This is a genomic window from Rhizobium gallicum bv. gallicum R602sp, assembly GCF_000816845.1.
In the GTDB taxonomy this organism is placed as follows: Bacteria; Pseudomonadota; Alphaproteobacteria; order Rhizobiales; family Rhizobiaceae; genus Rhizobium; species Rhizobium gallicum.
This window is the reverse complement of the sequence record NZ_CP006877.1, coordinates 2123837-2149223: the sequence shown is the minus strand read 5'-3', so window position 1 is coordinate 2149223 and position 25387 is coordinate 2123837. Positions and strand designations below refer to the sequence as shown.

The following is a 25387-nucleotide window of genomic DNA, read 5'->3' as shown; positions in this document are numbered from 1 at the left end:
AACAAAAATGGCGGAAGAGCAAGCCTTCCGCCACCGTCTTTGCCGGTCAGTTACAAGTTTTCTTATTCGCCGTAAACGTTGAAGTCGAAGTACTTGTCCTGAATTTCCTTGTACTTGCCGTTGGCGCGGATTGCTGCGATCGCGGTGTTCAGCTTTTCCTTGAGCGGGTCGCCCTGGCGCACGGCGATGCCGGCGCCCTCGCCGTTGATTTCCTTGTCGACGGGAAGCGTCGTCAGGATCTTGCAGCAGGCGCCGGCTTCCGACTTGATCCATTCGGAGAGAACGACGACGTCGTCGATGGCGGCGTCGATACGGCCGCTCGAGATGTCGAGCTTATACTCGTCGGCGGTCGGATAGAGCTTGAGCTCCGTGTCGGCAAGGTGCTTTTCGGCGTAGTTGGCGTGCGTCGTCGAGGTCTGTGCGCCGATCGTCTTGCCTTTCAGGCCGGCGACGTCGGTGATCGTCGAGTCCTTCGGCACGGCGACGGCCGGCGGCGTGTTGTAGTACTTGTTGGTGAAGTCGACGAGCTTCAGACGCTCCGGCGTGATCGACATCGACGAAACGATCATATCGTACTTCTTGGCCTGCAGCGCCGGAATGATGCCGTCCCAGTCGGCGCTGACGAAGGTGCATTCGGCCTTCATTTCAGCGCAGAGCGCCTTGGCGATGTCGATGTCGAAGCCCTTGATCTCGCCGCTGGCGTCTACGAATTCGAAAGGCGGGTAGGTCGAGTCTGTGCCGATCACGTACTTCTCGCCGTCGGCCATTGCCGAACCTGCGAAGAGCGACAGCGCTGCGAGTGAAGCGGCTGCAAGAAAGCGGGTGGAGATACGCATGAGGATCCTCTCTGTTGGTTGGCCGCTGCGTCTTCTTCTTATCCGCCAGCGACCGGAATGCGGCGGGCACGGGGCACCGCCTTGGGGCGATAATCAAACCTTTTTTTTGCAAATTGCAACTGGAATCGCAGCGCAATGGTGCGGCGCAAACTGTGGCAAAGATGAACGGCACCGAACCGCAGCATTCATACCGGGTTAATGACGGGCTTCCTAAAACAGGGGGAACAAATCCGGATTTGGACGATTTCGGTCCCAAGTCCGCCCAAAACGTCGGGACGCCCTGCAGGTGTTCCAAAAGGCTCAACAAGAAGACGAGGAACCTCATGGGAATGAAATCAAGATTGTTTGCTAGCGCCGCTTTCCCGCTGCTTTCGCTGTCTCTGGCCATGTCGCCGGCCCATGCAGCGACCGCAGCCGGTGGAAGTGCGCTGCGGCCCATACCGCAGGTGATCAGCGGCAGCTACGAGGTCGCGCAGGATGCTGCGCCTTCGGATGAAGAGCTTCTGAAGAAGAAGCGCAAGCGGCCTGCCGAGGAGCAGCAGCCTGAGGCAGAACCCCAGCAGGAGGCGCCGCAGGCCGAACAGGAAGCGCCGCGTCGCAAACAGCGCAAGGCAGAACCCGAACCCGAGCAGGCCCCGGAAGCGCAGCAGGCTCAGCCAAGCGAGGAGCAGCCCCGACGCAAGAAGCGTCAAGCCGCGCCCGAAGAGACTGCGCCCGAGCCACAGCAGGAGCAGGTAGCGCCTGAGGCTGCGCCGGAACAGCAGCCCGCGCAAAATCGCGAGCGGCCGCGCCGCAAGCAGCGCGAGCAGCAGCCTGCACAGCAGGAAACAGCGCCCCAGCAGGGCGAAGCCCAGCCGCAGGCCGACGAGTCGCAACAGCAGACGGAAGAGGCGCAGCCCGAGCAGCAGCGTCCGCGCAAGCGGCAGCAGCAAGCAACCGAAGGTGAGCAGCAGCCCGCGGCAAAACCCGGCCGCAAGCCCGTGAAAGAAGCTCAGCCTGAGCAGCAGCCGGCCGAAGATAAGGCAGCCGTTCCGCAGGAATCACCGTCGCCCGAGAAGGCTCCCGTGCCCGCCGAATCTCCGGCACCCAAAAAGCCGCCAGTTGCTGCAGAGCCGGGCGAGGCGCAGAAGCCTGCCGAAGGTGGCGAACAGCAGCTGCAACAGCAGGGCGAGCAGGTGCCCGTCCAGCCCGCAGCGCCGACTGGCGAACAGCCGAGCGGTGAGGCGCAGCCCACAGAACAGGCAATTCCTGCTCCTGAGAAGGTGACGCCGGAAGAGCTCGATCGCCGCAAGCAGATCGCCGAGGATCCGAGCAAAAGCAACGAGACCGTTGTCCTGCCGGTCGAGAACGGGGCCGCCGTGCTCGACAGCGACAAGGATGCCGACCGGGCTACCGGCCGGGGCGGACGGCGTGAACGTGATCGCCTGCGCGCTGCAGAGCAGCAGGTCATCGCCGCCCCGAAATCCGATGCCGATGCGCAGCTCGCTCCGGAAGGCCAGCGCCGGCCTCCGGTCAAGTTCGAGGCGGTGACGAGCGAAGAGGGCCGCAGGCTTGACCGCAGGCCAGAGTTCATGAGCCCGGAAGGTGCGCGCGTCGAGCGTTACGAGGGTGACGACAACCGCACCATCATACAATACAACAACCGGATTGTGGTGCGCAGCGATGACGACCGCCGATTCCTCAGGGACGGCGAACGGCCGCTCTACGAGCAGCTTTCGCGGGACCGTTACCGCGAGACGATCGAGCGCCCGGAAGGCTATCGCATCGTGACCATCCGCAACCGCTATGGTGATATCATCCAGCGCTCGCGCATCGACAGCGGCGGCCGCGAATATGTTCTCTACTATTCGCCGGAACTCTACGATGATCCGGACCGCGGCTACTTCGAGGATCCGGGCGCTGATTTGCCGCCGATGCGGCTGGGGATCCCGGTGCGCGACTACATCATCGACACAAGCAGCAATCCGGATCGCGATTATTACGAGTTCCTGAGCGAGCCGCCCGTTGAACCCGTCGAGCGCGTCTATTCGCTGAACGAGGTGAAGTATTCGGCCCGTATCCGCGACAAAGTCCGTCGCATCGACCTCGATACGATCACCTTCGCGACGGGTAGCGCCGAGATCCCGATGAGCCAGGCCCAGAGCCTGCGCAAGGTTGCCGATGCGATGAACGAGGTGCTTCAAAAAGATCAGAGCGAAACCTTCCTGATTGAAGGCCATACGGATGCGGTCGGCTCCGACGAGAGCAATCTCGTCCTTTCGGACCAGCGTGCCGAATCGGTCGCCAATGTGCTGACGGACGTCTATGGCATTCCGCCGGAAAACCTTGCGACGCAGGGTTATGGCGAGCGCTACCTGAAGGTCAATATGGATGGTCCCGAACAGGAAAACCGCCGCGTGACCATTCGCCGCGTTACGGCTCTGGTGCGACCGGTCGCGTCGAACCAGTAAGTAATCAGTTCGAGGAGAAAATGCCGTCGCTAGCGCGGCGGCTTTTTCTATCTGCAAGCTGGAGAAAGTCCGATCTTGGCAGCGATGAAATCGGCGATCATTGTCGTGTCGTCGAGACTGAAGACCGGCAGATCCGTGTCCGTGATGGGATGGTCGGCGGCGATGGCGCAGATATGCGGATCGGTCGGCGCCAGCAGATCGCGCCTGGCCGCTTCCAGGCGGCGGGCTTCGATCTTCGGGATCGGTTCGCGCTTGTAGCCTTCGATCAGTACCAGGTCGCAGGGAGCGAGACGTGCGAGGATTTCCTCGAAGGCCGGTTCGGGAGCGCCGCGCAACTCATGCATGATGGCGTAACGGGTGCCGGAGACGATCGTCACCTCATGCGCGCCGGCCTGTCGGTGGCGGTAGCTGTCGGCGCCGACCTTGTCGATATCGAAATCGTGGTGGGCGTGCTTGATCGTCGAGATGCGGTAGCCGCGGCGGGTGAACTCCGCGACGAGACGTACGGCAAGTCCCGTCTTGCCCGAATTCTTCCAGCCGGCGATTCCGAATATGCGTGGTCCGGTCATGAAAGCACCTGCAGCCAGCGCTCGGCTTCCACCAAGTCGTCGGGCGTGTTGATGTTGAAGAAAGGGTCGAGCAGGCTGGCGCGCGTCGGATGCAGCGGGAAGGCAACTTCCGCAACGTTATGCCGTAGCAGAAAGTCGCGCACGCGCCGCTTTTCGTCCGTTGCGATCCAGCCGGCGAGTTCGTCCCCCAGCGAAACCGGCCAAAGGCCGAAGACGGGATGAGGGCGGCCTTCGGAGGCGGCGATCGCGATCTTTGCCGGGGAATCGATTACGGCGGCGAAATCTGCGACAAGCTCTGCCGGGAAGAAGGGACTGTCGATCGAAACGGTCACGACATGGCTGACGCCTGGAAGCGTGGCCGCATGCGCCATTGCGGCATGGATGCCGGCCATCGGTCCCGCTTTGCCCGGGATGATATCCGGAATGAAGCGCAGGCCGCATTGCGGCTCGCTGTCGGCATTCACCGCAATTGTAGAGACCTGCGGGGCCAGCCGCGCGATGGCATGATCGAGCAGTGAGCGGCCGCCGAGCATGACGGAGGCTTTGTCCTGTCCCATGCGCGTCGAGCGGCCGCCGGCAAGGATGACGCCGGGAATATTGGTGTTGTGCAGGGAAAAATCGGCCATGGCGGTTCTCAGACGGGGCTTCTGGGCTCGGATTCCTGCGCCATCGGCGGCACGCGGCGTTTGGCCTCGCGATAGAAAGTATAAAGGCCGGACGCGATGACAACCGCAGCTCCGCAGAGCGTCCAGAAATCGGGCACCTCGGCGAAGAAGAAGACGCCGAGAAGTGCGGAGAAGATCAGGCTCGTATAGCGGAAGGGCGCGACGAAGGAGACTTCGCCGGTGCGCATCGCGAGGATGACGCATTGATAGCCGATCAGCACCAGGACGGAAGCGAAAAGCAGGTGCGAAAGCGAAGTGAGGCTGACGGGCTGCCAGCCGCCGAGCGCCGGCATGAGGAGCGCGCCGAAGAAGGCGACCGACATCGCGGTGATGACGGTCACCATTAACGAGGGGATCTCGGGATCGATGGAGCGGGTTGCAAGATCGCGCCCCGCCGTCACCAGGACGCTGGCAACGCAGAGAAGGGCTGCGGTTGTGAAGCCTTCGGGACCGGGACGGATGATGATCATGACGCCGAGGAGGCCCACCAGGATTGCCGACCAGCGCCGCCAGCCGACTGGCTCGCGGAAAAAGATTGCTGCTCCGAAGGTCACGACGAGCGGCAGGGATTGCAGGATGGCCGAGGCATTGGCGATCGGCATCATGCCCAGCGCCGTGATGTAGAAGACCGCGGCAAGCACTTCGCAGATGACGCGCAGGATGATAATCGGCTTCAGCACGATGCGCCAGGAGCGGAGCGCTCCTAGATGACGGGCGATCAGATAGACGAGAATGCTGGTGAAGACGCCGCGGATAAAGATGATTTCGCCGGCGTTCATATAGCTGATAACAGACTTGGAAAGGGCGTCGCTAGAGGAAAAGCCGGCCATGGCCATGCTCATGAAGATTGCGCCCTGGGTATTGCGAGACCGCGGCATGAAAAGAGATTCCCGATTTTCGTGCCGTCCTTTTAGAGGCGATCGCGCATCAAGGGAATCGAATGAAAGTCACATCCCAAATAAATCGATTGCGCGGTGCACAATAAGCAGCGCCGATACCGAGTTTGGTGGCCGCGGCTTTGCCAAGCCGCGGTTTTGAAAGACAAATTCTTTCGTTGCAGTGGCGTGTTGGAGTATTGGCCACGCCAGAGCCGCCGCATTGTCGGGAAAGTCCTCCTGTTCGACATGCTTTCGGACAAGATCGAGCGTGCCGGAGAGCGAGGTGATCTCTGGCTCCGGACGCGGCCAGGCCGCCTGATAAGATCGCCACCGGGAGAATTGGAACCCGCCCTCGACCGACCGTGTTTTTTGTTTTCTTCCAGCAGCGCAGAAAACGGGTGGCTGCAGCCGCACGGTTTTGCGATCTGAGTGCCGAACTTGATCCTCAGCAATGAACGGAGTGCGGTATGAACAGCCTGAATGGAAAGATCGCAATTGTCAGTGGCGCCAGCGCCGGTATCGGCCGCGCCGCGGCCAAACTCTTTGCCGCCGAGGGCGCCAAACTCGTCGTCACAGCACGGCGTGAGGCAGAATTGGGAATGCTCGTCGAGGAGATCGAGGCAGACGGCGGAGAGGCGGTTGCCGTTGCAGGCGAGATACGCGACGAGGGACTGCATCGTTCGCTTGTGGAAACGGCCTCAAGGCGTTTCGGGGGGCTCGACATCGCCTTCAATAATGCGGGCGGTACCGGCGCCTATGGCTCGCTTGCCGATATCTCGCTCGGCGATTGGCGCGATACCGTCGACCTCAACCTGACAAGCGGATTTCTTGCCGCCAAGCATCAGGCGCCGGCGATGATTGAGCGCGGCGGCGGATCGATCATTTTTACCTCGACCTTTGTCGGCCATACGGTGGGCATGCCCGGCATGGGCGCTTATGCGGCGGCAAAGGCGGGGCTAATGGGCCTCGTGCAGGTGCTGGCGGTTGAATTGGGCCCGAAGAATGTGCGCGTGAACGCACTGCTTCCAGGCGGCGTCGACACACAGGCAAATCCGATCAACTTCCCGGACGCCACGCCGGAGACGATTGCCTTCGTCAAAGGCTTGCACACGCTAAAGCGTGTCGCCCAGCCGGACGAGATCGCCAAGGTGGCGCTCTTCCTGGGCTCGGATATGGCGAGCTTCGTCACAGGTTCGACAATGCTCGCCGACGGAGGCGTTTCGATCAATCGCACATAACGTCTCTCTGTCCCAAAAATTTGAACAAATCCGGGCTGTTGGCGTTTTCCATTCATGCCCAACTAAAGAGGAGAAGGAAGATGGATTGGAATCGTGTCGAAGGGAACTGGAAGCAGATGAAGGGTAAGATCAAGGAACAGTGGGGCAAGCTCACTGACGACGATCTCGACCAGATTGCAGGCCGTCGCGAGCAGCTTGAAGGCAAGATTCAGGAGCGCTACGGCATTGCAAAGGATCGCATCCATCGCGAGGTCGACGACTGGTACGAGCGCCAGACCTGGCATTGAGCATGAGCCCGGCTCCAGCCGGGCTTCCTCCAGAAAAAGAAGCCACATCATGCCGCAAGATGTTCCAAATTCCACTGAACCGCCGCGTGGTCCCACACCGCTACCGGACGCGCCCGATCGCGTCCAGGAAAAGCCGCCGCTAAAACCGGCACACGACCCCTCGGACGACGAGAATCCCAACGATCCGTCGCCCCTCGATCCGGCACTGCTGCCGATTGGGGATCCCGCTGGCGCTGCTTGAGGCACGCAAATGGAAGTGCTCACCCGCCGGTGACACTCATGTGGCGGGAGACCGCTGGGCGGTTGTGGGTGCGGTCAATGATGAAGTCGTGGCCTTTCGGCTTGCGGGTGATCGCTTCGTCGATTGCGGCGTAGACAAGGTCGTCGTCGTCCGTGGCGCGCAATGCAGAGCGGAGATCGGCGGCATCGTTCTGGCCGAGACACATATAGAGCGTGCCGGTGCAGGTGAGCCGGACGCGGTTGCAGCTTTCGCAGAAATTATGCGTCATCGGCGTTATGAAGCCGAGACGGCCGGCGGTTTCGGCGACTTCTACATAGCGTGCCGGACCGCCGGTCTTGTAGCCGATATCGGTTAGCGTGAACTCACGTTCGAGATCGGCGCGAAGCTCGGAGAGCGGCAGATACTGGTCGGTTCTGTCCTCGTCGATCTCGCCCATCGGCATGGTTTCGATGACTGTGAGATCCATGCCCCGGCCATGGGCGAAACGCAGCATGTGCGGTATCTCGGCTTGGTTGAAATCCTTGAGGGCGACCGCATTGAGCTTGATCTTCAAGCCGGCGTTCTGCGCCGCGTCGATCCCTTCCATGACCTTGGCGAAATCGCCCCAGCGGGTGATCTTGCGGAACTTGTCGGGGTCGAGCGTATCAAGCGAGACGTTGATGCGGCGCACGCCGCAGTCGTAGAGTTCCTCTGCATGGCGGGCAAGCTGGGAGCCGTTGGTCGTCAGCGTCAGTTCCTCGAGGCCGGAGCCGATCCGCTTTCCGAGCTCGCGCACGAGGAACATGATGTTCTTGCGCACCAGCGGCTCGCCGCCGGTCAGCCTGATCTTGCGCACGCCCTTGGCGATGAAGGCCGAACAGAGCCGGTTCAGCTCTTCAAGCGTCAGAAGGTCCTTCTTCGGCAGGAATGTCATGTTTTCCGCCATGCAGTAGGTGCAGCGGAAATCGCAGCGGTCGGTGACGGAGACGCGCAGATAAGTGACCGCCCGTCCAAAGGGGTCGATCATCGAGGCTGCATCTGCCACTAAGGGCGATGCGCTTGCTATCGTTCCAACGTTGCTGTTCACCAATATCTCCGTCGTCATGGTAATGTGGACAGATGTGGCTGCACCGTCAAGGGAAAGGCGGGGGACGCACGGTAAATTGAGCTTGCCTCGAAATGCTCGATTGCCTACTGCTCTGTGACAATTGGAGGGAGCGATGAGCGATATCTGGCCCACTGAACTGCGTGTCTCGAAGGACCGGCAGCGTCTGACCGTGACCTTCAACGACGGCCAGAGCTTTGATATTTCGGCCGAAATGTTACGTGTGCTTTCGCCCTCGGCAGAAGTGCAGGGCCATGGGCCGGGGCAGAAGTTGACGGTTCCCGGCAAGCGCAACGTCGCGATCATCTCTATGACGCCGACCGGCAATTATGCCGTGCGCATCGGCTTCGACGACATGCACGATACGGGCATCTTCACCTGGGTCTATCTGCGCGAGCTCGGCGAGCGTGGCGAGGAGCTTTTTGCGGAATACGAGAAGGAACTCGGCGAGAAGGGCATGAGCCGCGAGGTCGCGGAAAAGCCGCGCTGAGCGATCAACAGCCATAAGGGGGGGGAAATGGCGGGAACCACAGGTAAAAACTGGCTGCGTTCGAAGGGAAGTCCGGCCGACAGCAAGGTCAGCTTTCTCGAACTCTTCTTCGACCTGGTGTTCGTCTTTTCCATTTCACAGCTTTCCCACGCGCTGGCGGCCCACTACACGCTGCTTGGCGCTGTCGAAGCGGCGCTGATGACCTTCGCCGTCTGGTGGGTCTGGGTCTTTACGGCCTGGGTAACGAACTGGCTCGATCCCGAAAAGATGCCGGTGCGCGGCATGCTCGTTGCTCTGATGCTGCTCGGATTGGTGCTTTCGGCTTCGATTCCCGAAGCTTTCGGCGACAAGGGACTGCTTTTTGCGGCGGCCTACGTGCTGATGCAGGTCGGACGGTCGTTTTTTGCGCTCTATGCGATGAAGGATGCCGGCCGCTCGAACTATTTGAACTTCATCCGCATCAGCACATGGCTTGCGGTTGCCGGCGTTTTCTGGATCGCCGGCGGTTTTCTGGAGCATGAGGGGCGGTTGATTACATGGATTATTGCGCTCCTCATCGATTATGCGGGTCCGGCCTCAGGTTTCTTCGTGCCGGGGCTGGGCAAGTCGACGGCGGCGGACTGGGATGTCTCGGGCGCCCACATGGCGGAGCGTTGCGCGCTGTTTATCATCATCTGCCTCGGCGAAGCGATCCTCGTTTCCGGCCGCACCTTTTCGGAACTGCCGTTTTCCGGTCTGACGACCGCCGTTTTCGTCACGGGCTTTGTTGGAACGGTCGCGATGTGGTGGCTCTATTTCCGGTTCGGGCATCAGCGGGCCGCACACCGGATCGAGCATGACGAGACGCCGGGCCGCCTTGCGCGGCAGGCTTTCACCTATGCGCATATTCCGATTCTCGCCGGCATCATCGTGCATGCGGTGGCCGTCGAGTTCATGTTCTCGCATCCCCACGACAAGGGCGATGTCGGCGTGATGGCTGCGATCCTCGGTGGCTCGGGCCTTTTCCTTGTTGGCAATCTCTGGTTCAAGGGCGCGACGAGCGGGCGAGCGCCGCTTTCGCATATCGCGGGTCTTGTGCTGCTGGTCCTTTTGGCGTTCCTGGCACCGGTGCTCGAAGTCTATGTGATGGGCATTCTGGCGACGCTGGTGTTGATCGTCGTTGCCGCATGGGAATACAGATCGCTTGCCGGGCGGCCGGCCGGGCGCACGCTGCACTGACATCAATCCTCGTCGCGCAGATCCTGCTGCAGCACGCCGATGATCCGTTCCATCGAGCTTGCCATGGCCATGCACTGCTCTATCGGCTCGGGGGACAGCACCCGCTCGATCAGGTCGGTCTGGATCACCATGGCGCGCTCGGTGAGGCTGCGGCCCTCGGGTGTCAGATAGAGCCGCAGCACGCGCTTGTCCTTGTCGTCGCCGCAGCGCTTAATCAGGCCGCGTTTTTCCATCTGTGGCAGCAGCATGCTCATATTGGAGCGGCCGACGAGGAGCTTGCGGGCAAGCTCCTGCTGCGAGATGCCCTCGAAGCGATAAAGATTGATCAGAATATCGAGATGCGGGGTCTTGATATCGAGCTCTGCCAGCGATCGGCCCAAGGATTGCTGCATCAACTGGCAGGCGCGGGCGACGGCGATCCAGCTGCGAAAACGCGGATGATCCCAAGGAAGGGATTGTTTTTTGTTCATCGTTGTACTTTATTGTTCAGTGTTGAACATTATTGGATTCCCACTATGCCAAACTTTGCACTGAAGGTCACCCGCCTCGGATTTTCGCTGTTGCAGGCGGTTTCACCGCTTCTTGCGGGCAAGACGGCGTTCCGGCTGTTCTGCCTGACGCCGTCCGCAAAGCCAAAGGGCGCAAAGGCCAGAGCGGCGCATGCGGCAGGCCGGGCTTTCCTGCAATCGGCGGAGCGAATCGAGTTTCGCCTTGTGGGTGGACGGCGGGCGCATGCCTACCGGATCAACGGCGGTGCTGCCGGCAGGCGGCAGCGTTACCTTGTGACGCACGGCTGGGGGTCGAGCATGGAATACATGACCGATCTGATCGGTGCGCTTGCCGCAAGCGGCGCGGAGGTGATCGGCGTCGATTTTCCGGGCCACGGGCGCGCAGGCGGACGCTTTCTGCATATGGGGCTTGCCGTAGAGACGATCGCCGCAGCCGAGGTGCGGTTCGGGCCATTCGACGCGACAGTCGGCCATTCCTTCGGCGGCGCGGCCCTGATGGTTTCGGCCGCCGGCCTGCTGCCTGAAATCGAAGCGCTGTCGGCCGGAAAGATCGTCACGATCGGCTCGCCGAGCGAGATGAAATGGCTGTTTGCCGGCTTCGGCAGGATGGTCGGCCTCGATAAGGCGGCGCAGGCGGCGCTTGAGGGTGAGGTGCATCGGCTGACCGGCCGGAGACTGGAGGATTTCGATGCGGGGGAGGCGGCTGCAACAATGGCGCGCCCGATGCTGGTGATCCACGCGGAAGACGACAAGGAAGTCAGCGCTAATCATGCGCGGCGCTACGCCGCCTCGGGCAGGAGCGTGCGGCTCTTCTGGGCCAACGGCTTCGGCCACCGGCGGATCGTCAGCGCCGAGCCGGTACTTGCGGAGATCCAGCGTTTCCTTGCAGATGATCCCATCAAAAATGATGCTGAGATCATTCCGCTTTTTGAGCTTCCGGGCAAACGGGCGTCATTGTAGCGTCATTTCGGGCGGCTAGTGGGCGGTCTTTGAAGCGTTGGCAGGGCGATCATGAAAATCATCAGGACGGTTGAGGAACTCGGCAAAATCTATGGGGGAGGTCTGACGCAGGCGTCCGTTGCCAAGGTGACGAGGGTGCTGACGCCGCCCTACCGCCAGATGATCGAAGCTTCGCCCTTCATGGCGCTGGCGACCGTCGGGCCGGAAGGGCTCGACTGCTCGCCGCGCGGCGACATCGGCGGTGTCGTGCGGGTGATCGACGAAAAGACGCTGCATCTGCCCGACTGGCGCGGCAACAACCGCGTTGATTCGCTTTCAAATATCGTGCGCGATCCGCGCCTTGCGCTCATGTTCCTGGTGCCGGGTTCGAACACGACGATGCGCATCAACGGCCGTGGGATGGTGTCGAACGACGAGACGCTGCTCGAAAGTTTCGAGATGGATGGTAAGCACCCGCGCACCATCGTGGTGATCACCGTCGACGAGGTCTATTTCCAGTGCGCCCGCGCTCTTATGCGAGCGCAGCTTTGGAACCCGGAGAACTTTGCCGATCCGGCGAAGCTGCCGACCCCCGGCCTGATGCTCAAGGCGGCGGCCGAAGATTTCGATCACGATACCTACGACCGGGAGTGGGCGGGCCGTGCGGCAAAGACGATGTGGTAGGCAGCCGTCACCGAATGGTGACTGCTACGACTTGTAGATCAGCCAGCTCTTGCTGAAGTCTTTCTGCATCCCATCCTGATAGAGGATGCAGCAGTTGCGCCCGGCGTTCTTTGCGCCGTAGAGAGCGATGTCGGTCTTGTAGTAAAGCTCGCCCGGATCGTCGGCGTTCGATGCCATGCACACACCCATGGAGACGGTCACGGGGCCATAATTCACGCGAGTGCGGGAATTCTTGAAGGGAGTCGCCTCGAGCGTGCGGCGGATGCGCTCCGCCATGCTCATCACTTCCTCCGGCGTATTGCCGTCGACGATCAGCGCGAACTCTTCACCACCGGTGCGAGCGACGAAGATATCGCGGCGGACATTGGCGCGGATGACGGAGGCGACGGTCGCGAGGATCTTGTCGCCGACCGGATGGCCGTAGGTGTCGTTGATCTTCTTGAAATTGTCGATATCGGCAAGTACCAGCGCGGTGATGGGCTTCAGTGCCGGATTGTCGAAGACGGCGGCGAGGCGATCGTCGAAGGCCCGGCGGTTGGAAAGGCGCGTCAGCGAGTCGGTATTGGCTATGCGCTTGTATTCATCGAGTTCCTTGCGGACCCGGTCCATCTCCTGCGAGCGCTGGGCGACGTTCTCCACAGTCCTTTCGCCATGCGCCATCGTATCGCCGGTCGCCTCGGTGAGAATAGTGATGGCGTTTTCTATGAGTTCGAGGCTGGCGGCACTCTTGGAATTGATGCGCTTGCAGGTTTCGCCGAGCAGCTTGTTGTAACTTTCGAGCGAGGTCTGCTCCTGGCGCAGGACGCGCAGTAGCCCTTCGAGCTCCGCGGCGATGCGCGTGTGGGCGTCGTCCAAGACACGGGCGGGCGAATGGGTGAAATGCTGCGCGCCGAGCGCGTCGAGTTCTTCCTGGCTGGCCTGGCTGCCAAGGGCGGCAAGGTCGCGCGTCAAGGCGGGGTTGGAGCCGATATAGGCCTCATAGAAGAGCTCGTAATTGCGCGGGATTGGCGCGACCCCCATCGAGCGCATGGCATAGGTGATCTGACCTGCCACGTCGGGAACCTGCGCCTTTGGCGCTGCAGCCGCAGTCATTCGGCATACTCCTCAATGAGATTTCGAAGGCAATCTTCTATTCAGTAGCTTAAATTCGTTGGGAAAGGATTAAAGGCATATATACTAAAGATTAGATGCGAGTATTCTAGTCTGCCGGCGATGAAATACTAGGCGACGGAAATCTAGGGCGAAAACCCGAGTACTCCTCAAATTTTTGCGCATTTTCCGCAAAAACTCCAAACTATGCAGCATTTCCGACGATTGTTTTTGATCGTCTCCAATTTGTTGACAGTTGGTGTCGAAAATGTACTCTTTTGTAAACGGTGGGCGAGGTGCACGAGGGCGCGTTCCGCACCGATATCCTCGCCAGCGTAAGCGCCGAAGAATCGCTGGGCGCTGCCGATTTTCAGGCTTTGAATAGCCTGGCCAGCACCCAGGAGGTCGATCCGCGCAAGACCGCCGTGGTTCATTGACGGCACTCAGCCCAGATTGAGTTCCTGGAAGAAGTCGTTGCCTTTGTCGTCGATGACGATGAAGGCCGGGAAATCCACGACCTCGATCCTCCAGACGGCCTCCATGCCGAGTTCGGGATATTCCAGGACGTCGACCTTCTTGATGCAATCCTGCGCCAAGCGGGCGGCCGGGCCGCCGATCGAGCCGAGATAGAAGCCGCCATGCGCCTTGCAGGCCTCGCGCACGGCGCGGGAACGGTTGCCCTTGGCAAGCATCACCATCGAGCCGCCGAAGGCCTGGAACTGGTCGACATAGCTGTCCATGCGGCCGGCGGTGGTCGGGCCGAAGGAGCCCGAGGCGTAGCCGACTGGCGTCTTTGCCGGACCGGCATAATAAACCGGGTGGTTCTTCATGTAGTCCGGCATGCCTTCACCCTTGTCTAGGCGTTCGCGGATTTTCGCATGGGCAAGGTCGCGCGCGACGATGATCGTTCCCGTCAGCGACAGGCGGGTCTTGACCGGATGCCTCGTCAATTCGGCAAGGATGTCGGCCATCGACTGGTTGAGGTCGATGCGGACCACCGAATCCGACAGCTTCGTCTCGTCGATCGCCGGCATATATTTGGACGGATCGGTTTCCAGCTGTTCGACAAAAATGCCCTCGCGGCTGATCTTGCCCTTGGCTTGACGATCGGCCGAACACGAAACGCCGAGGCCGATCGGCAGCGATGCACCGTGGCGGGGCAGGCGGATGACGCGCACGTCGTGACAGAAATATTTGCCGCCGAACTGGGCGCCGACGCCCATTTGCTGCGTCAGCTTGTGGACTTCCCTTTCCATCTCGACATCGCGGAAGGCGTGGCCACTCTCGGAGCCTTCCGTCGGCAGGGCGTCGAGGTAACGTGTCGAAGCGAGCTTGACGGTCTTGAGGTTCATTTCGGCCGAGGTGCCGCCGATGACGATCGCCAGATGGTAGGGGGGGCAGGCTGCCGTCCCCAGCGTCAGGATCTTTTCCTTGAGGAAGTCGATCATGCGGTCATGCGTCAGAAGCGACGGCGTGCCCTGATAGAGGAAGGTCTTGTTGGCCGAACCGCCGCCCTTGGCGACGAAGAGGAAATCGTAGGAATCTGTGCCTTCCTCATAAATGTCGATCTGGGCGGGCAGGTTGTTCTTGGTGTTTTTCTCCTCAAACATCTTGAGAGGCGCGAGTTGCGAATAGCGCAGGTTCTTCTTCTCATAGGCATCCATCACGCCCTGTGCGAGCGCTGTGTAATCGCCGCCTTCGGTCCACACCCGGCGGCCCTTCTTGCCCATGATGATCGCAGTACCCGTGTCCTGGCACATTGGGAGGATGCCGCTTGCGGCGATATTGGCGTTTTTCAAAAGGTCGTAGGCGACGAAACGATCGTTTTCGGTTGCTTCCGGATCGTCGAGGATGGCGGCAAGCTGCTTCAGGTGGCCGGGCCGCAGCAAATGGTTGATGTCGGCAAAGGCAGTTTCGGCAAGCAGCCGCATGCCCTCTGGTTCTACCGTCAGGATCTCTTGTCCCCTGAAGCTGTCAACAGAGACGTGGTCGCTGCTGATCTTGCGGTAAGGGGTGGTGTCCTTGCCGAGCGGGAAGAGATCGTCAGCCATCGAAGTGACCTTTCTTGAGATTGGCATCGCACAGTTTGGAACCGATCTAAATCGGGCGAACCGCAAATGCAATCGTCAAGCAGGCATAGTTGCTCCCCGTCAGTATGACGACCACAGCGGCGTGATTATTCGGCGTTCATGCATGATCAGTTGCGATTATACGGGCTTTAAACCGGATTTCAGCGAGCACAGATATCAGGGCCGGGCAGAACGCCGAACAGGTTGAGCAAAGAGATACAACGATACAAAGGTCTCAGCATCATCACTTTTTGTCGTCAGCGATGGTTCTCGTCATCGTCAGCAGCGCTGCAATCGTCTTCGGCAAAGGGAGCGGTTATCCGACCGGCCCCTTCTACACGGAAATCCTTGCAAGGCTTAATCCTGCCGAGGTTTTCTATGCCGGTCCTTGAAGGGGCCGGAGCTTCCGGCAGCCAGTAGAAACCCGCCCGGCCCGCAAACGGGCCAATCGTGACAGTTCTCTGCGAGCCTTTTTTCGGCCAGCTGGTTTCAGGGCGATCGCCCATCAGCTTTCGACTGCCGGACAGGTCTGGCGGACGAGATCGCGCCGGCTTATTTCGGGCCGATCATCTGCTCGGGGCGGACGATCTCGTCGTACTGTTCGGAGGTGACGAGCCCGCTTGCGAGTGCTTCTTCCTTCAACGTCGTGCCGTTCTTGTGCGCCGTCTTGGCGATCTTGGCGGCGTTGTCGTAGCCGATCGTCGGGGCAAGCGCGGTGACGAGCATCAGCGAACGCTCCAGGCCGGCCTTGATATTGTCTTCGCGGGCCTCGATCCCGACGACGCAGTTGTCGGTGAAGGAAATAGCCGCATCGCCGAGAAGCTGGACGGACTGCAGGAAATTATAGGCCATCATCGGGTTATAGACGTTGAGCTCGAAATGACCCTGGCTGCCTGCGAAGGTGAGGGCGGCGTGATTGCCGAAGACGTGGGCGCAGACCTGCGTCAGCGCCTCGCACTGCGTCGGGTTGACCTTGCCCGGCATGATCGACGAGCCCGGTTCGTTTTCCGGCAGCGACAGCTCGCCGAGGCCGGCACGTGGGCCGGAGCCGAGCAGGCGGATGTCGTTGGCGATCTTGAAGAGGGCGGCTGCTGCGGCATTGATGGCGCCGTGGCTGAAAACCATGCTGTCATGGGAGGCAAGCGCCTCGAACTTGTTGGGCGCCGTGACAAACGGCATATCGGAAATCTTCGCGATCTCCTCCGCCACCTTTTCCGCAAAGCCGACTGGCGCGTTGAGCCCGGTGCCGACGGCGGTGCCGCCCTGCGCCAGTTCGCAAAGGCCGGGAAGCGTCAGCTCGATGCGCTTGATGGCGGAGCCGACCTGGGCCGCATAGCCGGAGAACTCCTGCCCGAGCGTCAGCGGCGTCGCGTCCTGGGTATGCGTGCGGCCGATTTTGATGATGTGGTTGAACTCGACGACCTTCATGTCGAGGGCCGCATGCAGGTGCTTCAAGGCCGGCAGCAGGTGGTGGGCGATCTGCTCGGCGCAGGCGACGTGCATGGCTGTCGGGTATGTATCGTTCGAAGACTGGCTCATGTTGACGTGGTCGTTCGGATGCACCGGCTTCTTGGACCCCATGACGCCGCCAAGCATTTCGATCGCCCGATTGGAGATCACCTCGTTGGCGTTCATGTTCGACTGCGTGCCCGAACCTGTCTGCCAGACGACGAGCGGGAAATGCTCGTTGAGCTTGCCGTCGATGACTTCTTGAGCGGCGTCGACGATCGCCTTGCCGATTGCCGGATCGAGCTGGCCGAGTTCCATGTTCACCCTGGCGGCTGCCTGCTTGACGATGCCGAGGGCGCGCACGATCGATAGCGGCTGCTTTTCCCAACCGATCTTGAAATTGCCGAGCGAGCGCTGCGCCTGGGCGCCCCAATATCGGTCGCCCGCCACGTCGATCGGGCCAAAGGTATCTGTTTCGGTACGGGTCGAGGTCATAGCCATGCCTTCCTGTCGCATTCGCCGGAGCGCGTTCGTTTCAGGTCGGTCTTATAGGTCCGAACGGACCTCAAGAAAACCGGGCCGGAGACGAAATATGACAGCATTATTCATGTTTTAGGCGTTCTTCGTGGTTTTTAGGACACGCTTGAAACTTTATGCCTGGAGGGCGCGTTTGACCACTGTGGCAATCGCGCGAAATTCGGTAAAAAATTAACTAATAATTTCATAATTTTGTGTGAACTGCTTGCCGGCGGCACGCTTTGACGGCGTCACACAAGTTGTGCCGGTGCTTCTGGCGCTCGGAGCCGGTTTCTGCCAATGGACCGGGAAAGCCAGACTATATGAATTTTGATATGGGCTTCGCCTATGCCAAGGACAGCGTGATACTGGGACTGGAAAAAAGCATGACATCGTTTTTCAAGGGTGCGGTCTCCGCACTGGCACTTTCCTGCGGATTTGCGGCGATGGCCGCGCCGGCGCATGCTTATACGCTGATGGACATGATCCGCGGCCACCGCGAGCGGACCCCGATCATCAATCCCGCCAATCCAGGCGAGTTCGGCGAAATGCCGGCCATGCCGCTACCGAAGGTCAGCGGTCCGCGCTACTATACCTACAAGCCGGACGCGATGCGCTTCGTCAATATCGCCAAGTTTGCCGAGCCGACGGTGACGGGTGCGATCGCGTCTGCGTCCGGTGAAGCGGCCATGGGGCCGGTCGTCGTCGAACGCCAGTTCCTCGCCGAAGCGAAGGTTCGCGCCGACGTAAACGTCGCAAAGGCTCTCGAAGCCTATTACGGCAGCTCCAAGAACCCCTTTGTCTGGCTGACCGGCGCAGAGATCAACGATCGTGCCAAGGCGGCGATGAGTTTCCTTTCCGGTGTCGGTTCCGTCGGCCTCGACCCGGCCGACTACACCGTCGACCTGCCGGCCGTCGACCCGTCCAATCCGGATCCGGCCGCCCGCGACCGCGCTCTTACGCAGTTCGAGCTGCAGCTTTCCTCGAAGGTGCTCGCCTATGTCCAGGATACGGTGCGCGGACGCATCGATCCGAACAAGATTTCGGGCTACCACGATTTCAGGCGCAAGCAGGTCAACCTCGGTCCGGTTCTGAAGCTTGCACGCATGAGCCCGGATATCGGCGCCTATCTGACCAGCCGCACGCCGGATGGCCCGCAATTCGCGGCACTCAAGGAGGAACTCGACAAGCTCAAGGCCGAGACGGCTGGCGACGAGCCGATCACGATCTCGCTCGATCGGCTGCTGCGCCCGGGCGACAGCTCGCCGGAAGTCGCCAATATCGTCAAGGCCATCGGCAAGCACGCCTCAGAAGCGCTGAAGGCGCAGCATGCGGCAACGCTTGCCGCCTATAGCGGCGGCTTCGTCTACTCGCCCGAGCTCGTTTCGCTGGTCGAGAGTTTCCAGAAGGAACATAATCTGAAGCCGGACGGCGTAATCGGCCAGGCGACCGTCCGCATCATGACTGGCGGCGACAGCAACGCTTCGAAGATCGACAAGCTCACCGTCGCGATGGAGCAGGCGCGCTGGCTGCCGGAAGATCTCGGCTCGCGCTACGTCTTCATCAACCAGCCGGCCTTTATGGTCTACTACCACAACGACAACAAGGAACAGTTGTCGATGCGCGTCGTGGTCGGTCAGAAATCCAACCAGACCTATTTCTTCCAGGATGAGATCGAGACCGTCGAGTTCAATCCGTTCTGGGGCGTTCCGCAGTCGATCATTATCAACGAAATGCTGCCGAAGCTGCGCGCCGACCCGAATTATCTCGACCGTCTCGGCTATGAAGTAGCGATCAACGGCCATGCGGTTCCGTCGTCCAGCGTCGATTGGTACGGCTCGACCTCCAATGTCTCCGTGCGCCAACCGCCGAGCGGCGACAATGCCTTGGGCGAATTGAAGATACTGTTCCCGAACAGCCATGCGATCTACATGCACGACACGCCCTCGAAGAGCTTCTTCAAGCGCGACATGCGGGCGCTGAGCCATGGCTGCGTGCGTCTTGCCGATCCGCGCGCGATGGCGGCGGCCGTGCTCAACACGAGCGTCGCCGATGTGGCAAGGCAGATCGCCGCTGGCCAGAACAAGGCGGTCTCGGTTCCGCAGAAAATTCCGGTCTACGTGTCCTACTTCACGGCATGGCCAAACAAGGACGGGGTCGTGGAATATTTCGACGATGTCTATGGCCGCGATGCTTATGTCGAGAAGGCATTCGAGACGACGACGAAGGCGCGGGACGCTCAGATCTGATTGTTTTCGATCGGGAATGGGGCGGCGGTCTTCGGGATCGCCGCCGGCGCGAAGTGCTCCGTGCCGCACCCGAGAGCAGGAGTGCGACGAGTCCGAAGCGGGGATGAGGACGCGGGGCTTTTGGCCTGCTGCATTCTTGAATCTTGGCGCAATACTTACGGGCGGATCAGCCAGCCATGTAGTGATGCAAGCCGCCATCGACCTTCACGATGTTGTATTCGCCGACGTGGCGGTTATCGGCAGAATTTTCCAGGCTACGAGATCGTTCTTGATCCAGTCGTGCGAGAACGCTTTCCCGTACTTTCGATATGCGGAAGGTCCTCGGGGATATCTCTGGTTTCTTGACTGACTATGCGCGTTTCAACGTTTCGGTCGACGAAGTATTGCGTGGCGCAGCGGCGGAAACCTAACCGTGACTTGGGGATAGTTCCACTTTTCCGAACCCAAGGATCTGCACCTGGCCCATTCTTCATTGCGTTGTGGATCGCCATTGCCACCGACATCGCGGTCCAAGCTCCCCTAAATCGGCTGACCCGGCTCCGGGTCGCTGACCGTCTTGCAAGCACTCTGTTCAAAGGCATTCATATTTGAGAGCACGCGCGAGGAAGTTCGAATAAATCGACATATAGTGGAGCTGCGGTCCAAATGAGTTTGCCGCGCGCTTGATCGGGAATTTCAGCGAGAAGCAGCCACCGCGTTCGACCGCGCAAAATCGCAAATGACGGTTTCGACGAGTTCGGGCGTCAGTTCGTCATAGTGCAGGATGATCCGGTCGGGGCGCAGCGTTTCGACCGGCACGTCGGAATAGCCGAAGGGGACGGCGATCGATGGGACGTTGGCGTTTCTAGCGACGGCGATGTCGTTGAGGCTGTCGCCGATCATGATGCTGCGTGCCAGTATGCCGCCGGCGCGTTCGATCGTGCCGGTCAGGTGCTGCGCATCGGGTTTGCGGACCGGAAAGGTGTCGCCGCCGGTGATAGCGTCGAAATAACCGGTGAGGTGGAGTTTCCGCAGAAGCGTCAGCGCCAGCGATTCCAGCTTGTTGGTGCAGACGGCGAGTTTGTATCCCTCGATTTTTAAAGTATCCATGGCGGCGATCAGGCCGGGATATGGCTGTGTATGACCGGGCATCGTATCGGTGTAATGGGCGATGAAGCGTTCCAGCAGCGGCGGCAGCTCGCTCTCCGAAAGCGGGTGGCCGCGCAGCCTGCAGGCGCGCTCGATCATCACCTTTGCGCCGTGGCCCACGAGATGGGTTAGATCGGCATAAGTCACGGGCGCGAGATCGAGCGCGGCGATCGTGAGATTCAGGCTCTCGACGAGATCGGCATGGGTATCGAGCAGCGTGCCGTCGAGATCGAATACGACAAGGGCAGGGGTCAAGGAAATTGCCTCTTCATGAAATCCGGTCTTCCCGGAGTAGGTGATGGGCATTGAAAAAGCAACGCCAAGACTATGGCCTTAACGCCGCAGCGCGATGCTTTCGCATTTCGGTTTCCTGCTATTATTTTGGCTTTCGTTTGCCATACGAGCCGTGTAAACAGCACATCCAACGAAACAACCGGAGTAGGCGGCGCATGGACGCCCGCGAAATGAAGATCAAGGCCGCCGAGGCGGCTCTTACCCACGTCGAGAGTGGAATGCGCCTCGGGATCGGGACGGGAAGTACGGCAGAGGAGTTCGTTCGCCTGCTCGCGGAGAAGGTTGCCGGTGGTTTCAGGGTCGAGGGTGTCCCGACGTCGGAGCGCACGGCGCGGCTTTGCGTCGAACTCGGCGTACCGCTGAAATCTCTCGACGAACTCCCGGAACTCGACTTGACGGTCGACGGCGCCGACGAAATCGATGCGAGCCTGCGCCTGGTCAAGGGCGGTGGCGGGGCGTTGCTGCGCGAAAAGATCGTAGCGGCGGCTTCAGACCGCGTGATCGTGATTGCCGACGAGAGCAAGCTGGTCGAGACGCTCGGCCAGTTTCCGCTGCCGATCGAAGTCAATCCATTCGGTCTCGTTTCCACACGGATCGCGATCGAAAGGAAGGCTGCCAGGCTCGGTCTGACCGGCAGCCTGACACTTCGCCAATCCGGTGACGGAGAATTTACCACGGACGGCGGCCACTACATCATCGACGCATCTTTTGGCCGCATTCCTGATGCAGACGCGCTTTCGAGCGAGCTGAATTCGATACCCGGCGTCGTCGAGCACGGGCTTTTTCTCAATATGGCGTCACTTGCGATCATCGCGGGTCCAGCGGGTGCGCGCACGCTGCAGGCGAACAGATAACAGGAGCACAGAAACTCATGAAGAAATTTGCAGGTCTTGGCCGTTTTGCCGCCGCGACGGTTATTCTCTCCGGCATCGCTTTCGGCTCAGCTGCGCAGGCGCAGGAAATTTCCGACGAGCAGTTGAAGGCCGCGCGTGCAGCCGTTGCCGCCATTGGCGCAACGGCGCAGTTCGACAATATCCTGCCCGGCCTCGCCGAACGCCTGAAGGCCGGCCTCATTCAGGATTCGCCGAACTACGAAGACGTGATCAGCGCAACGGTCGACGCACAGGCTCTGGCGCTCGCACCGCGCCGCTCCGATCTCGAGAAGGAAGCCGCAACGAACTATGCAAAGGCATTCACGGTTGAAGAGCTGAAGGCCATCGCCGACTTCTACAACTCGCCGGTCGGCAAGAAGCTTCTGAAGGACGGCCCCGTCGCTTCGCGGGAAACGAACAGGGCAGCCGATATCTGGGCGCAGGGCATTGCCCGCGATCTCCAGAAGAATGCCAATACGGAACTCAGCAAGGTCATCAAGGTAGAGCCTGTGCCGGAAACTCCCCCGGCCGGCGACAAGCCGGCAGGTGCGCCTGCTCCTGCTGCAAAGCCCTGACACGGCTGATGTTATCGCAAGAGCCCGGCATCGTCCGGGCTTTTGTTTTTGCAGGCGCAGATACTATATCCATCGAGCCATTCCTGCCGATTCCTAACGGAGCACCCGTCCATGTCTTCCTATGATTACGACCTCTTCGTCATCGGCGGCGGTTCGGGGGGCGTGCGAAGCGCGCGCATTGCCGCGTCGCTCGGCAAGAAGGTCGCGATCGCAGAGGAATACCGCTACGGCGGCACCTGCGTCATCCGCGGGTGCGTGCCCAAGAAGTTGTTCGTCTATGCGTCGCAATATCAGGAGCATTTCGAGGATGCCGCCGGCTTCGGCTGGACGGTCGGGGAAAGCTCTTTCGACTGGAAGAAGCTGATCGCTGCCAAGGACGCCGAAATCGCGCGGCTGGAGGGGCTCTATAAGAAGGGACTTTCCGGCGCGGATGCGGAAATCCTCGAGACGCGCGCCGAGCTCGTCGATGCGCATACGATCCGGCTAGTGAAGACCGGTGAGACGGTGACGGCTAAGACCATCGTCATTGCGACCGGCGGCCGGCCGAACCCGCATGCGGCGCTTCCGGGACACGAGCTTTGCATTTCCTCCAACGAGGCGTTCCATCTCGAAGACCTGCCGAAGGCGATCGTGATTGCGGGCGGCGGCTATATTGCCGTGGAATTTGCCAATATCTTCCATGGACTGGGTGTCGAGACGACGCTGGTCTACCGCGGGGCGGAAATCCTCTCTCGCTTCGACCAGGATCTGCGCCGCGGCCTGCACGAGGCAATGGTTGCCAAGGGTATTCGCATCCTGTGCCGCGACACCCTGGAAATGGTGTCGAAGGGCGAGCAAGGGCTTGCCGTCGAGACCCTGAATAATGGCACACTGAATGCCGGCGCCGTGTTGCTCGCGCTCGGACGTGATCCGAATACCGACGGGCTTGGGCTTGAGGTGGCAGGTGTGAAAACGAACGAGCGCGGCGCGATCGTCGTCGACGAATATTCGCGGACGAGCGCCGACAACATCTACGCACTCGGCGATGTCACCGACAGGGTACAGCTCACGCCGGTCGCGATCCACGAGGCGATGTGCTTCATCGAGACGGAATACAAGAACAATCCGACGAAGCCGGATCACGAGCTAATCGCAACGGCTGTCTTCTCCCAGCCCGAGATCGGCACGGTCGGCCTTTCGGAAGAGGAGGCGGCGAAACGCTACAGGGAGCTCGAGATCTACCGGGCGCAGTTCCGGCCGCTGAAGGCGACGCTGTCCGGCCGGTCCGAAAAGATGCTGATGAAGCTGATCGTCGATGCAGAAAGCCGCAAGGTCGTCGGCGCCCATATCCTCGGGCATGACGCCGGCGAGATGGCGCAGATCCTCGGGATCACGCTGAAGGCCGGATGCACCAAGGAGGATTTCGACCGCACCATGGCGGTGCACCCCACGGCGGCGGAAGAGCTGGTGACGATGTATGTGCCGAGCTATCGAATCCGGAATGGCGAGCGTGTTTGAGGTTCGCGTTGGGTGGCGCCTCGATCACCTGGTGAGGCGCGGCGTGCTGACGATCTTGTGGAAGAGGGTGTCCATAGCCTCGGAAATGCCTTGCGTCAGGGACACCTGGAAAAAGTAGCCGGGGCTCGCACATTCTTGCATTCGGGTGGCGATGCTGCCGTCGAACGGTTTAACCCAGTCCTTCCAGAAGCCGTTGTCCTCTAGGGGCAGATAGGTCGTATAAAGAACGGCTATCTTGATATTCTTTTTTTTCAGATATTCGCAGAACTTCGTATCGATAGGTTCGATGCAGCGAGTGCTGTTGACCCTGCCTTTCGGGCTGGTGCAACCTGTGGGCTTGGCGTGGTCACCCACACCATCTGAGACGAAGAAGACGATCTTCTGGCGGTCCGCGCTACTCGTGCCCTGGCCGGGAATTTCTTTGATCTCTTTTTCGATTTTGGTGAGCGCATCGTCGAAGCTGGTCTGCTGATCTTGGTTGTAGTTCTGAAAGGGGATGCTCATAAGCTTAATATTCTTAGTCGCGTCGCCGACTGTCGACAGGTTCTCGTCCAGTTCCGCGACTTTGAAAAGCTGCGCATCCTGGGCTGTCTTGCCGAAGGTGTAAGCGGCCATGCGGAACTGCCCCTTAACCGTCTGGGTTTGCTCGGCCGTCTGCATCAGTGCCTTTGTCGCCTGCGCAACCACATCGATCCGTATCGGAATGTTGTTGTTTAGTGCGACGTTATAGTAGCTGGTTTTGTCTTCGACACCGTTCTCGGAGACGATATGGCAGGCAAAAGCGCACTTAGCGTCCTTGCCCTTAGCGTTGCCAAATCTGGTGGCATGTTTCATTCGCTCGATATCATCCGGCGTCGCGGCGACTCCCATCGAAGGAGTGTTATCCAGAAGCATGTAGAAGTCCATGTAAGACGGTGTCTGGTATTGCGCTGTCGCGGTGCCGCCGATGGTGACGTTTTGGCGGCCCAGAAGCTGCATGAAGGTGGTCGGCATAACAGCACTGAAGGCCACGCGTGATTCGATGACGCTGCCGGTCTTCGTAACGTTGATTTCAAGATCTATCGGCAACTCGCTCGTTTCGCCGGCCATCTGACCCACGAACATCTTTTGTGCGTCTTCAGAGCCTACGGTGATGGTCCCATCACCCTGCATGGTCATGGCTTTGGCCACCGCCGGCGATTTCTCGGAAATGGCACCCACAGCCGCTGCGTCCGCCGCCGCATAGAGCTGGGTCCTGAGGCTGAGCGCATGGGCAAAATCGACTGCCATACCCGCCGCGCCGAGGACTGGCACGGCAAGCAATGCTGTCATTATTCCAAAGTTTCCCGAACGATCGCCCACAAGGCGGCGCGCCAGCTTCTTCATATCATTCCCCAGGATCGGGCCGATCATCGGCGAAGACAAAGCGCGCTCTTCATGGCGGGCAGTTTCAGCTTCGGGTTTGACACAAATTGCTGAATTACCCCCAAAAATTCATGGTATATGTAACGTAAACCGGAGGGCGGGATTGAAGGCGCATCAGAGGGTTTCCCTATAAGCGCGGCAGGTTTCGCGACCCGTT

At 60.3% G+C, this 25387-nt stretch carries 25 protein-coding genes; 14 read left to right on the top strand and 11 right to left on the bottom strand.

Annotated elements, in window-relative coordinates:
* Positions 1–62: 62 nt before the first annotated feature.
* Positions 63–836: an ABC transporter substrate-binding protein gene (locus RGR602_RS10710; protein WP_039845085.1), complete on the bottom strand. Its 774-nt coding sequence runs from the start codon at positions 834–836 to the stop codon at positions 63–65.
* 323 nt (positions 837–1159) lie between these two features.
* On the opposite strand from RGR602_RS10710, the gene RGR602_RS10705 reads away from it, so the two are divergent.
* On the top strand, positions 1160–3286 hold the full coding sequence (locus RGR602_RS10705; protein WP_039846788.1) for an OmpA family protein: 2127 nt from the start codon (positions 1160–1162) through the stop codon (positions 3284–3286).
* Positions 3287–3333: 47 nt separating this feature from the next.
* Here RGR602_RS10705 and mobB read toward each other — a convergent pair whose 3' ends face one another.
* The 3 genes from mobB to RGR602_RS10690 are packed head-to-tail and all read right to left on the bottom strand — an operon-like array spanning position 3334 to position 5398.
* Positions 3334–3855 (bottom strand): molybdopterin-guanine dinucleotide biosynthesis protein B, encoded by a 522-nt coding sequence (mobB, locus tag RGR602_RS10700; protein WP_039845084.1) that lies wholly within the window; start codon positions 3853–3855, stop codon positions 3334–3336.
* Positions 3852–4481: a molybdenum cofactor guanylyltransferase MobA gene (gene mobA, locus RGR602_RS10695; protein WP_039845083.1), complete on the bottom strand. Its 630-nt coding sequence runs from the start codon at positions 4479–4481 to the stop codon at positions 3852–3854. The genes mobB and mobA overlap by 4 nt, the downstream gene beginning before the upstream one ends.
* Before the next feature lie 8 nt (positions 4482–4489).
* Positions 4490–5398: a DMT family transporter gene (locus tag RGR602_RS10690; protein WP_039845082.1), complete on the bottom strand. Its 909-nt coding sequence runs from the start codon at positions 5396–5398 to the stop codon at positions 4490–4492.
* A 467-nt stretch (positions 5399–5865) separates the two neighbouring features.
* Between RGR602_RS10690 and RGR602_RS10680 the strand changes: the two genes are divergently transcribed.
* From RGR602_RS10680 to RGR602_RS35480, 3 genes are all read left to right on the top strand, one after another.
* Positions 5866–6636 carry an SDR family oxidoreductase gene (locus RGR602_RS10680; RefSeq protein WP_039845080.1) on the top strand — a complete coding sequence of 257 codons (771 nt, stop codon included), beginning with the start codon at positions 5866–5868 and terminating at the stop codon, positions 6634–6636.
* An 80-nt stretch (positions 6637–6716) separates the two neighbouring features.
* Complete coding sequence (locus RGR602_RS10675) at positions 6717–6923, top strand: CsbD family protein (protein ID WP_039845079.1); 207 nt, start codon at positions 6717–6719, stop codon at positions 6921–6923.
* A gap of 49 nt (positions 6924–6972) precedes the next feature.
* Positions 6973–7164 (top strand): hypothetical protein, encoded by a 192-nt coding sequence (locus RGR602_RS35480; protein ID WP_082046521.1) that lies wholly within the window; start codon positions 6973–6975, stop codon positions 7162–7164.
* Between the two features lie 19 nt (positions 7165–7183).
* Here RGR602_RS35480 and moaA read toward each other — a convergent pair whose 3' ends face one another.
* The gene (gene moaA / locus RGR602_RS10670) at positions 7184–8248 is read right to left on the bottom strand and encodes a GTP 3',8-cyclase MoaA (RefSeq protein WP_407692027.1); all 1065 of its coding nucleotides are present in this window, start codon (positions 8246–8248) and stop codon (positions 7184–7186) included.
* A gap of 115 nt (positions 8249–8363) precedes the next feature.
* Here moaA and RGR602_RS10665 point away from each other — a divergent pair, with 115 nt between their 5' ends.
* Positions 8364–8738 carry a gamma-butyrobetaine hydroxylase-like domain-containing protein gene (locus RGR602_RS10665; protein WP_039845077.1) on the top strand — a complete coding sequence of 125 codons (375 nt, stop codon included), beginning with the start codon at positions 8364–8366 and terminating at the stop codon, positions 8736–8738.
* 27 nt (positions 8739–8765) lie between these two features.
* A complete protein-coding gene (locus RGR602_RS10660) occupies positions 8766–9956 on the top strand; it encodes a low temperature requirement protein A (RefSeq protein WP_039845076.1) in 1191 nt (396 codons plus the stop codon).
* Positions 9957–9958: 2 nt separating this feature from the next.
* Here RGR602_RS10660 and RGR602_RS10655 read toward each other — a convergent pair whose 3' ends face one another.
* Entirely contained in the window at positions 9959–10426 is a 468-nt protein-coding gene (locus tag RGR602_RS10655) for a MarR family winged helix-turn-helix transcriptional regulator (RefSeq protein WP_039845075.1), read from the bottom strand.
* 45 nt (positions 10427–10471) lie between these two features.
* On the opposite strand from RGR602_RS10655, the gene RGR602_RS10650 reads away from it, so the two are divergent.
* Both RGR602_RS10650 and RGR602_RS10645 read left to right on the top strand, forming a co-directional pair.
* On the top strand, positions 10472–11425 hold the full coding sequence (locus RGR602_RS10650) for an alpha/beta hydrolase (protein WP_039845074.1): 954 nt from the start codon (positions 10472–10474) through the stop codon (positions 11423–11425).
* Between the two features lie 51 nt (positions 11426–11476).
* The gene (locus tag RGR602_RS10645) at positions 11477–12088 is read left to right on the top strand and encodes a pyridoxamine 5'-phosphate oxidase family protein (protein ID WP_039845073.1); all 612 of its coding nucleotides are present in this window, start codon (positions 11477–11479) and stop codon (positions 12086–12088) included.
* A 24-nt stretch (positions 12089–12112) separates the two neighbouring features.
* On the opposite strand, the gene RGR602_RS10640 is transcribed toward RGR602_RS10645, so the two are convergent.
* Entirely contained in the window at positions 12113–13180 is a 1068-nt protein-coding gene (locus RGR602_RS10640; protein ID WP_039845072.1) for a GGDEF domain-containing protein, read from the bottom strand.
* 293 nt (positions 13181–13473) lie between these two features.
* Here RGR602_RS10640 and RGR602_RS37070 point away from each other — a divergent pair, with 293 nt between their 5' ends.
* Entirely contained in the window at positions 13474–13614 is a 141-nt protein-coding gene (locus RGR602_RS37070) for a hypothetical protein (RefSeq protein WP_170250620.1), read from the top strand.
* Between the two features lie 6 nt (positions 13615–13620).
* On the opposite strand, the gene RGR602_RS10635 is transcribed toward RGR602_RS37070, so the two are convergent.
* Complete coding sequence (locus tag RGR602_RS10635) at positions 13621–15228, bottom strand: fumarate hydratase (protein WP_039845071.1); 1608 nt, start codon at positions 15226–15228, stop codon at positions 13621–13623.
* A 269-nt stretch (positions 15229–15497) separates the two neighbouring features.
* Between RGR602_RS10635 and RGR602_RS37065 the strand changes: the two genes are divergently transcribed.
* Positions 15498–15638: a hypothetical protein gene (locus RGR602_RS37065; protein WP_170250622.1), complete on the top strand. Its 141-nt coding sequence runs from the start codon at positions 15498–15500 to the stop codon at positions 15636–15638.
* 160 nt (positions 15639–15798) lie between these two features.
* On the opposite strand, the gene fumC is transcribed toward RGR602_RS37065, so the two are convergent.
* Positions 15799–17190 carry a class II fumarate hydratase gene (gene fumC / locus RGR602_RS10630; RefSeq protein ID WP_039845070.1) on the bottom strand — a complete coding sequence of 464 codons (1392 nt, stop codon included), beginning with the start codon at positions 17188–17190 and terminating at the stop codon, positions 15799–15801.
* 407 nt (positions 17191–17597) lie between these two features.
* Here fumC and RGR602_RS10625 point away from each other — a divergent pair, with 407 nt between their 5' ends.
* Complete coding sequence (locus tag RGR602_RS10625; RefSeq protein WP_039846787.1) at positions 17598–19460, top strand: L,D-transpeptidase family protein; 1863 nt, start codon at positions 17598–17600, stop codon at positions 19458–19460.
* A 675-nt stretch (positions 19461–20135) separates the two neighbouring features.
* Here the strand turns inward: RGR602_RS10625 and RGR602_RS10620 are convergent.
* A complete protein-coding gene (locus RGR602_RS10620; RefSeq protein WP_052451525.1) occupies positions 20136–20894 on the bottom strand; it encodes an HAD family hydrolase in 759 nt (252 codons plus the stop codon).
* A gap of 143 nt (positions 20895–21037) precedes the next feature.
* Between RGR602_RS10620 and rpiA the strand changes: the two genes are divergently transcribed.
* From rpiA to gor, 3 genes are all read left to right on the top strand, one after another.
* Positions 21038–21736, top strand: coding sequence for a ribose-5-phosphate isomerase RpiA (rpiA, locus tag RGR602_RS10615; protein WP_039845069.1), 699 nt, complete (start codon positions 21038–21040; stop codon positions 21734–21736).
* A gap of 17 nt (positions 21737–21753) precedes the next feature.
* On the top strand, positions 21754–22329 hold the full coding sequence (locus RGR602_RS10610; RefSeq protein WP_039845068.1) for a DUF2059 domain-containing protein: 576 nt from the start codon (positions 21754–21756) through the stop codon (positions 22327–22329).
* Between the two features lie 111 nt (positions 22330–22440).
* On the top strand, positions 22441–23826 hold the full coding sequence (gor, locus tag RGR602_RS10605) for a glutathione-disulfide reductase (RefSeq protein ID WP_039845067.1): 1386 nt from the start codon (positions 22441–22443) through the stop codon (positions 23824–23826).
* 24 nt (positions 23827–23850) lie between these two features.
* Here gor and RGR602_RS10600 read toward each other — a convergent pair whose 3' ends face one another.
* Positions 23851–25191 (bottom strand): TadE/TadG family type IV pilus assembly protein, encoded by a 1341-nt coding sequence (locus tag RGR602_RS10600; protein WP_039846785.1) that lies wholly within the window; start codon positions 25189–25191, stop codon positions 23851–23853.
* Positions 25192–25387: the final 196 nt, after the last annotated feature.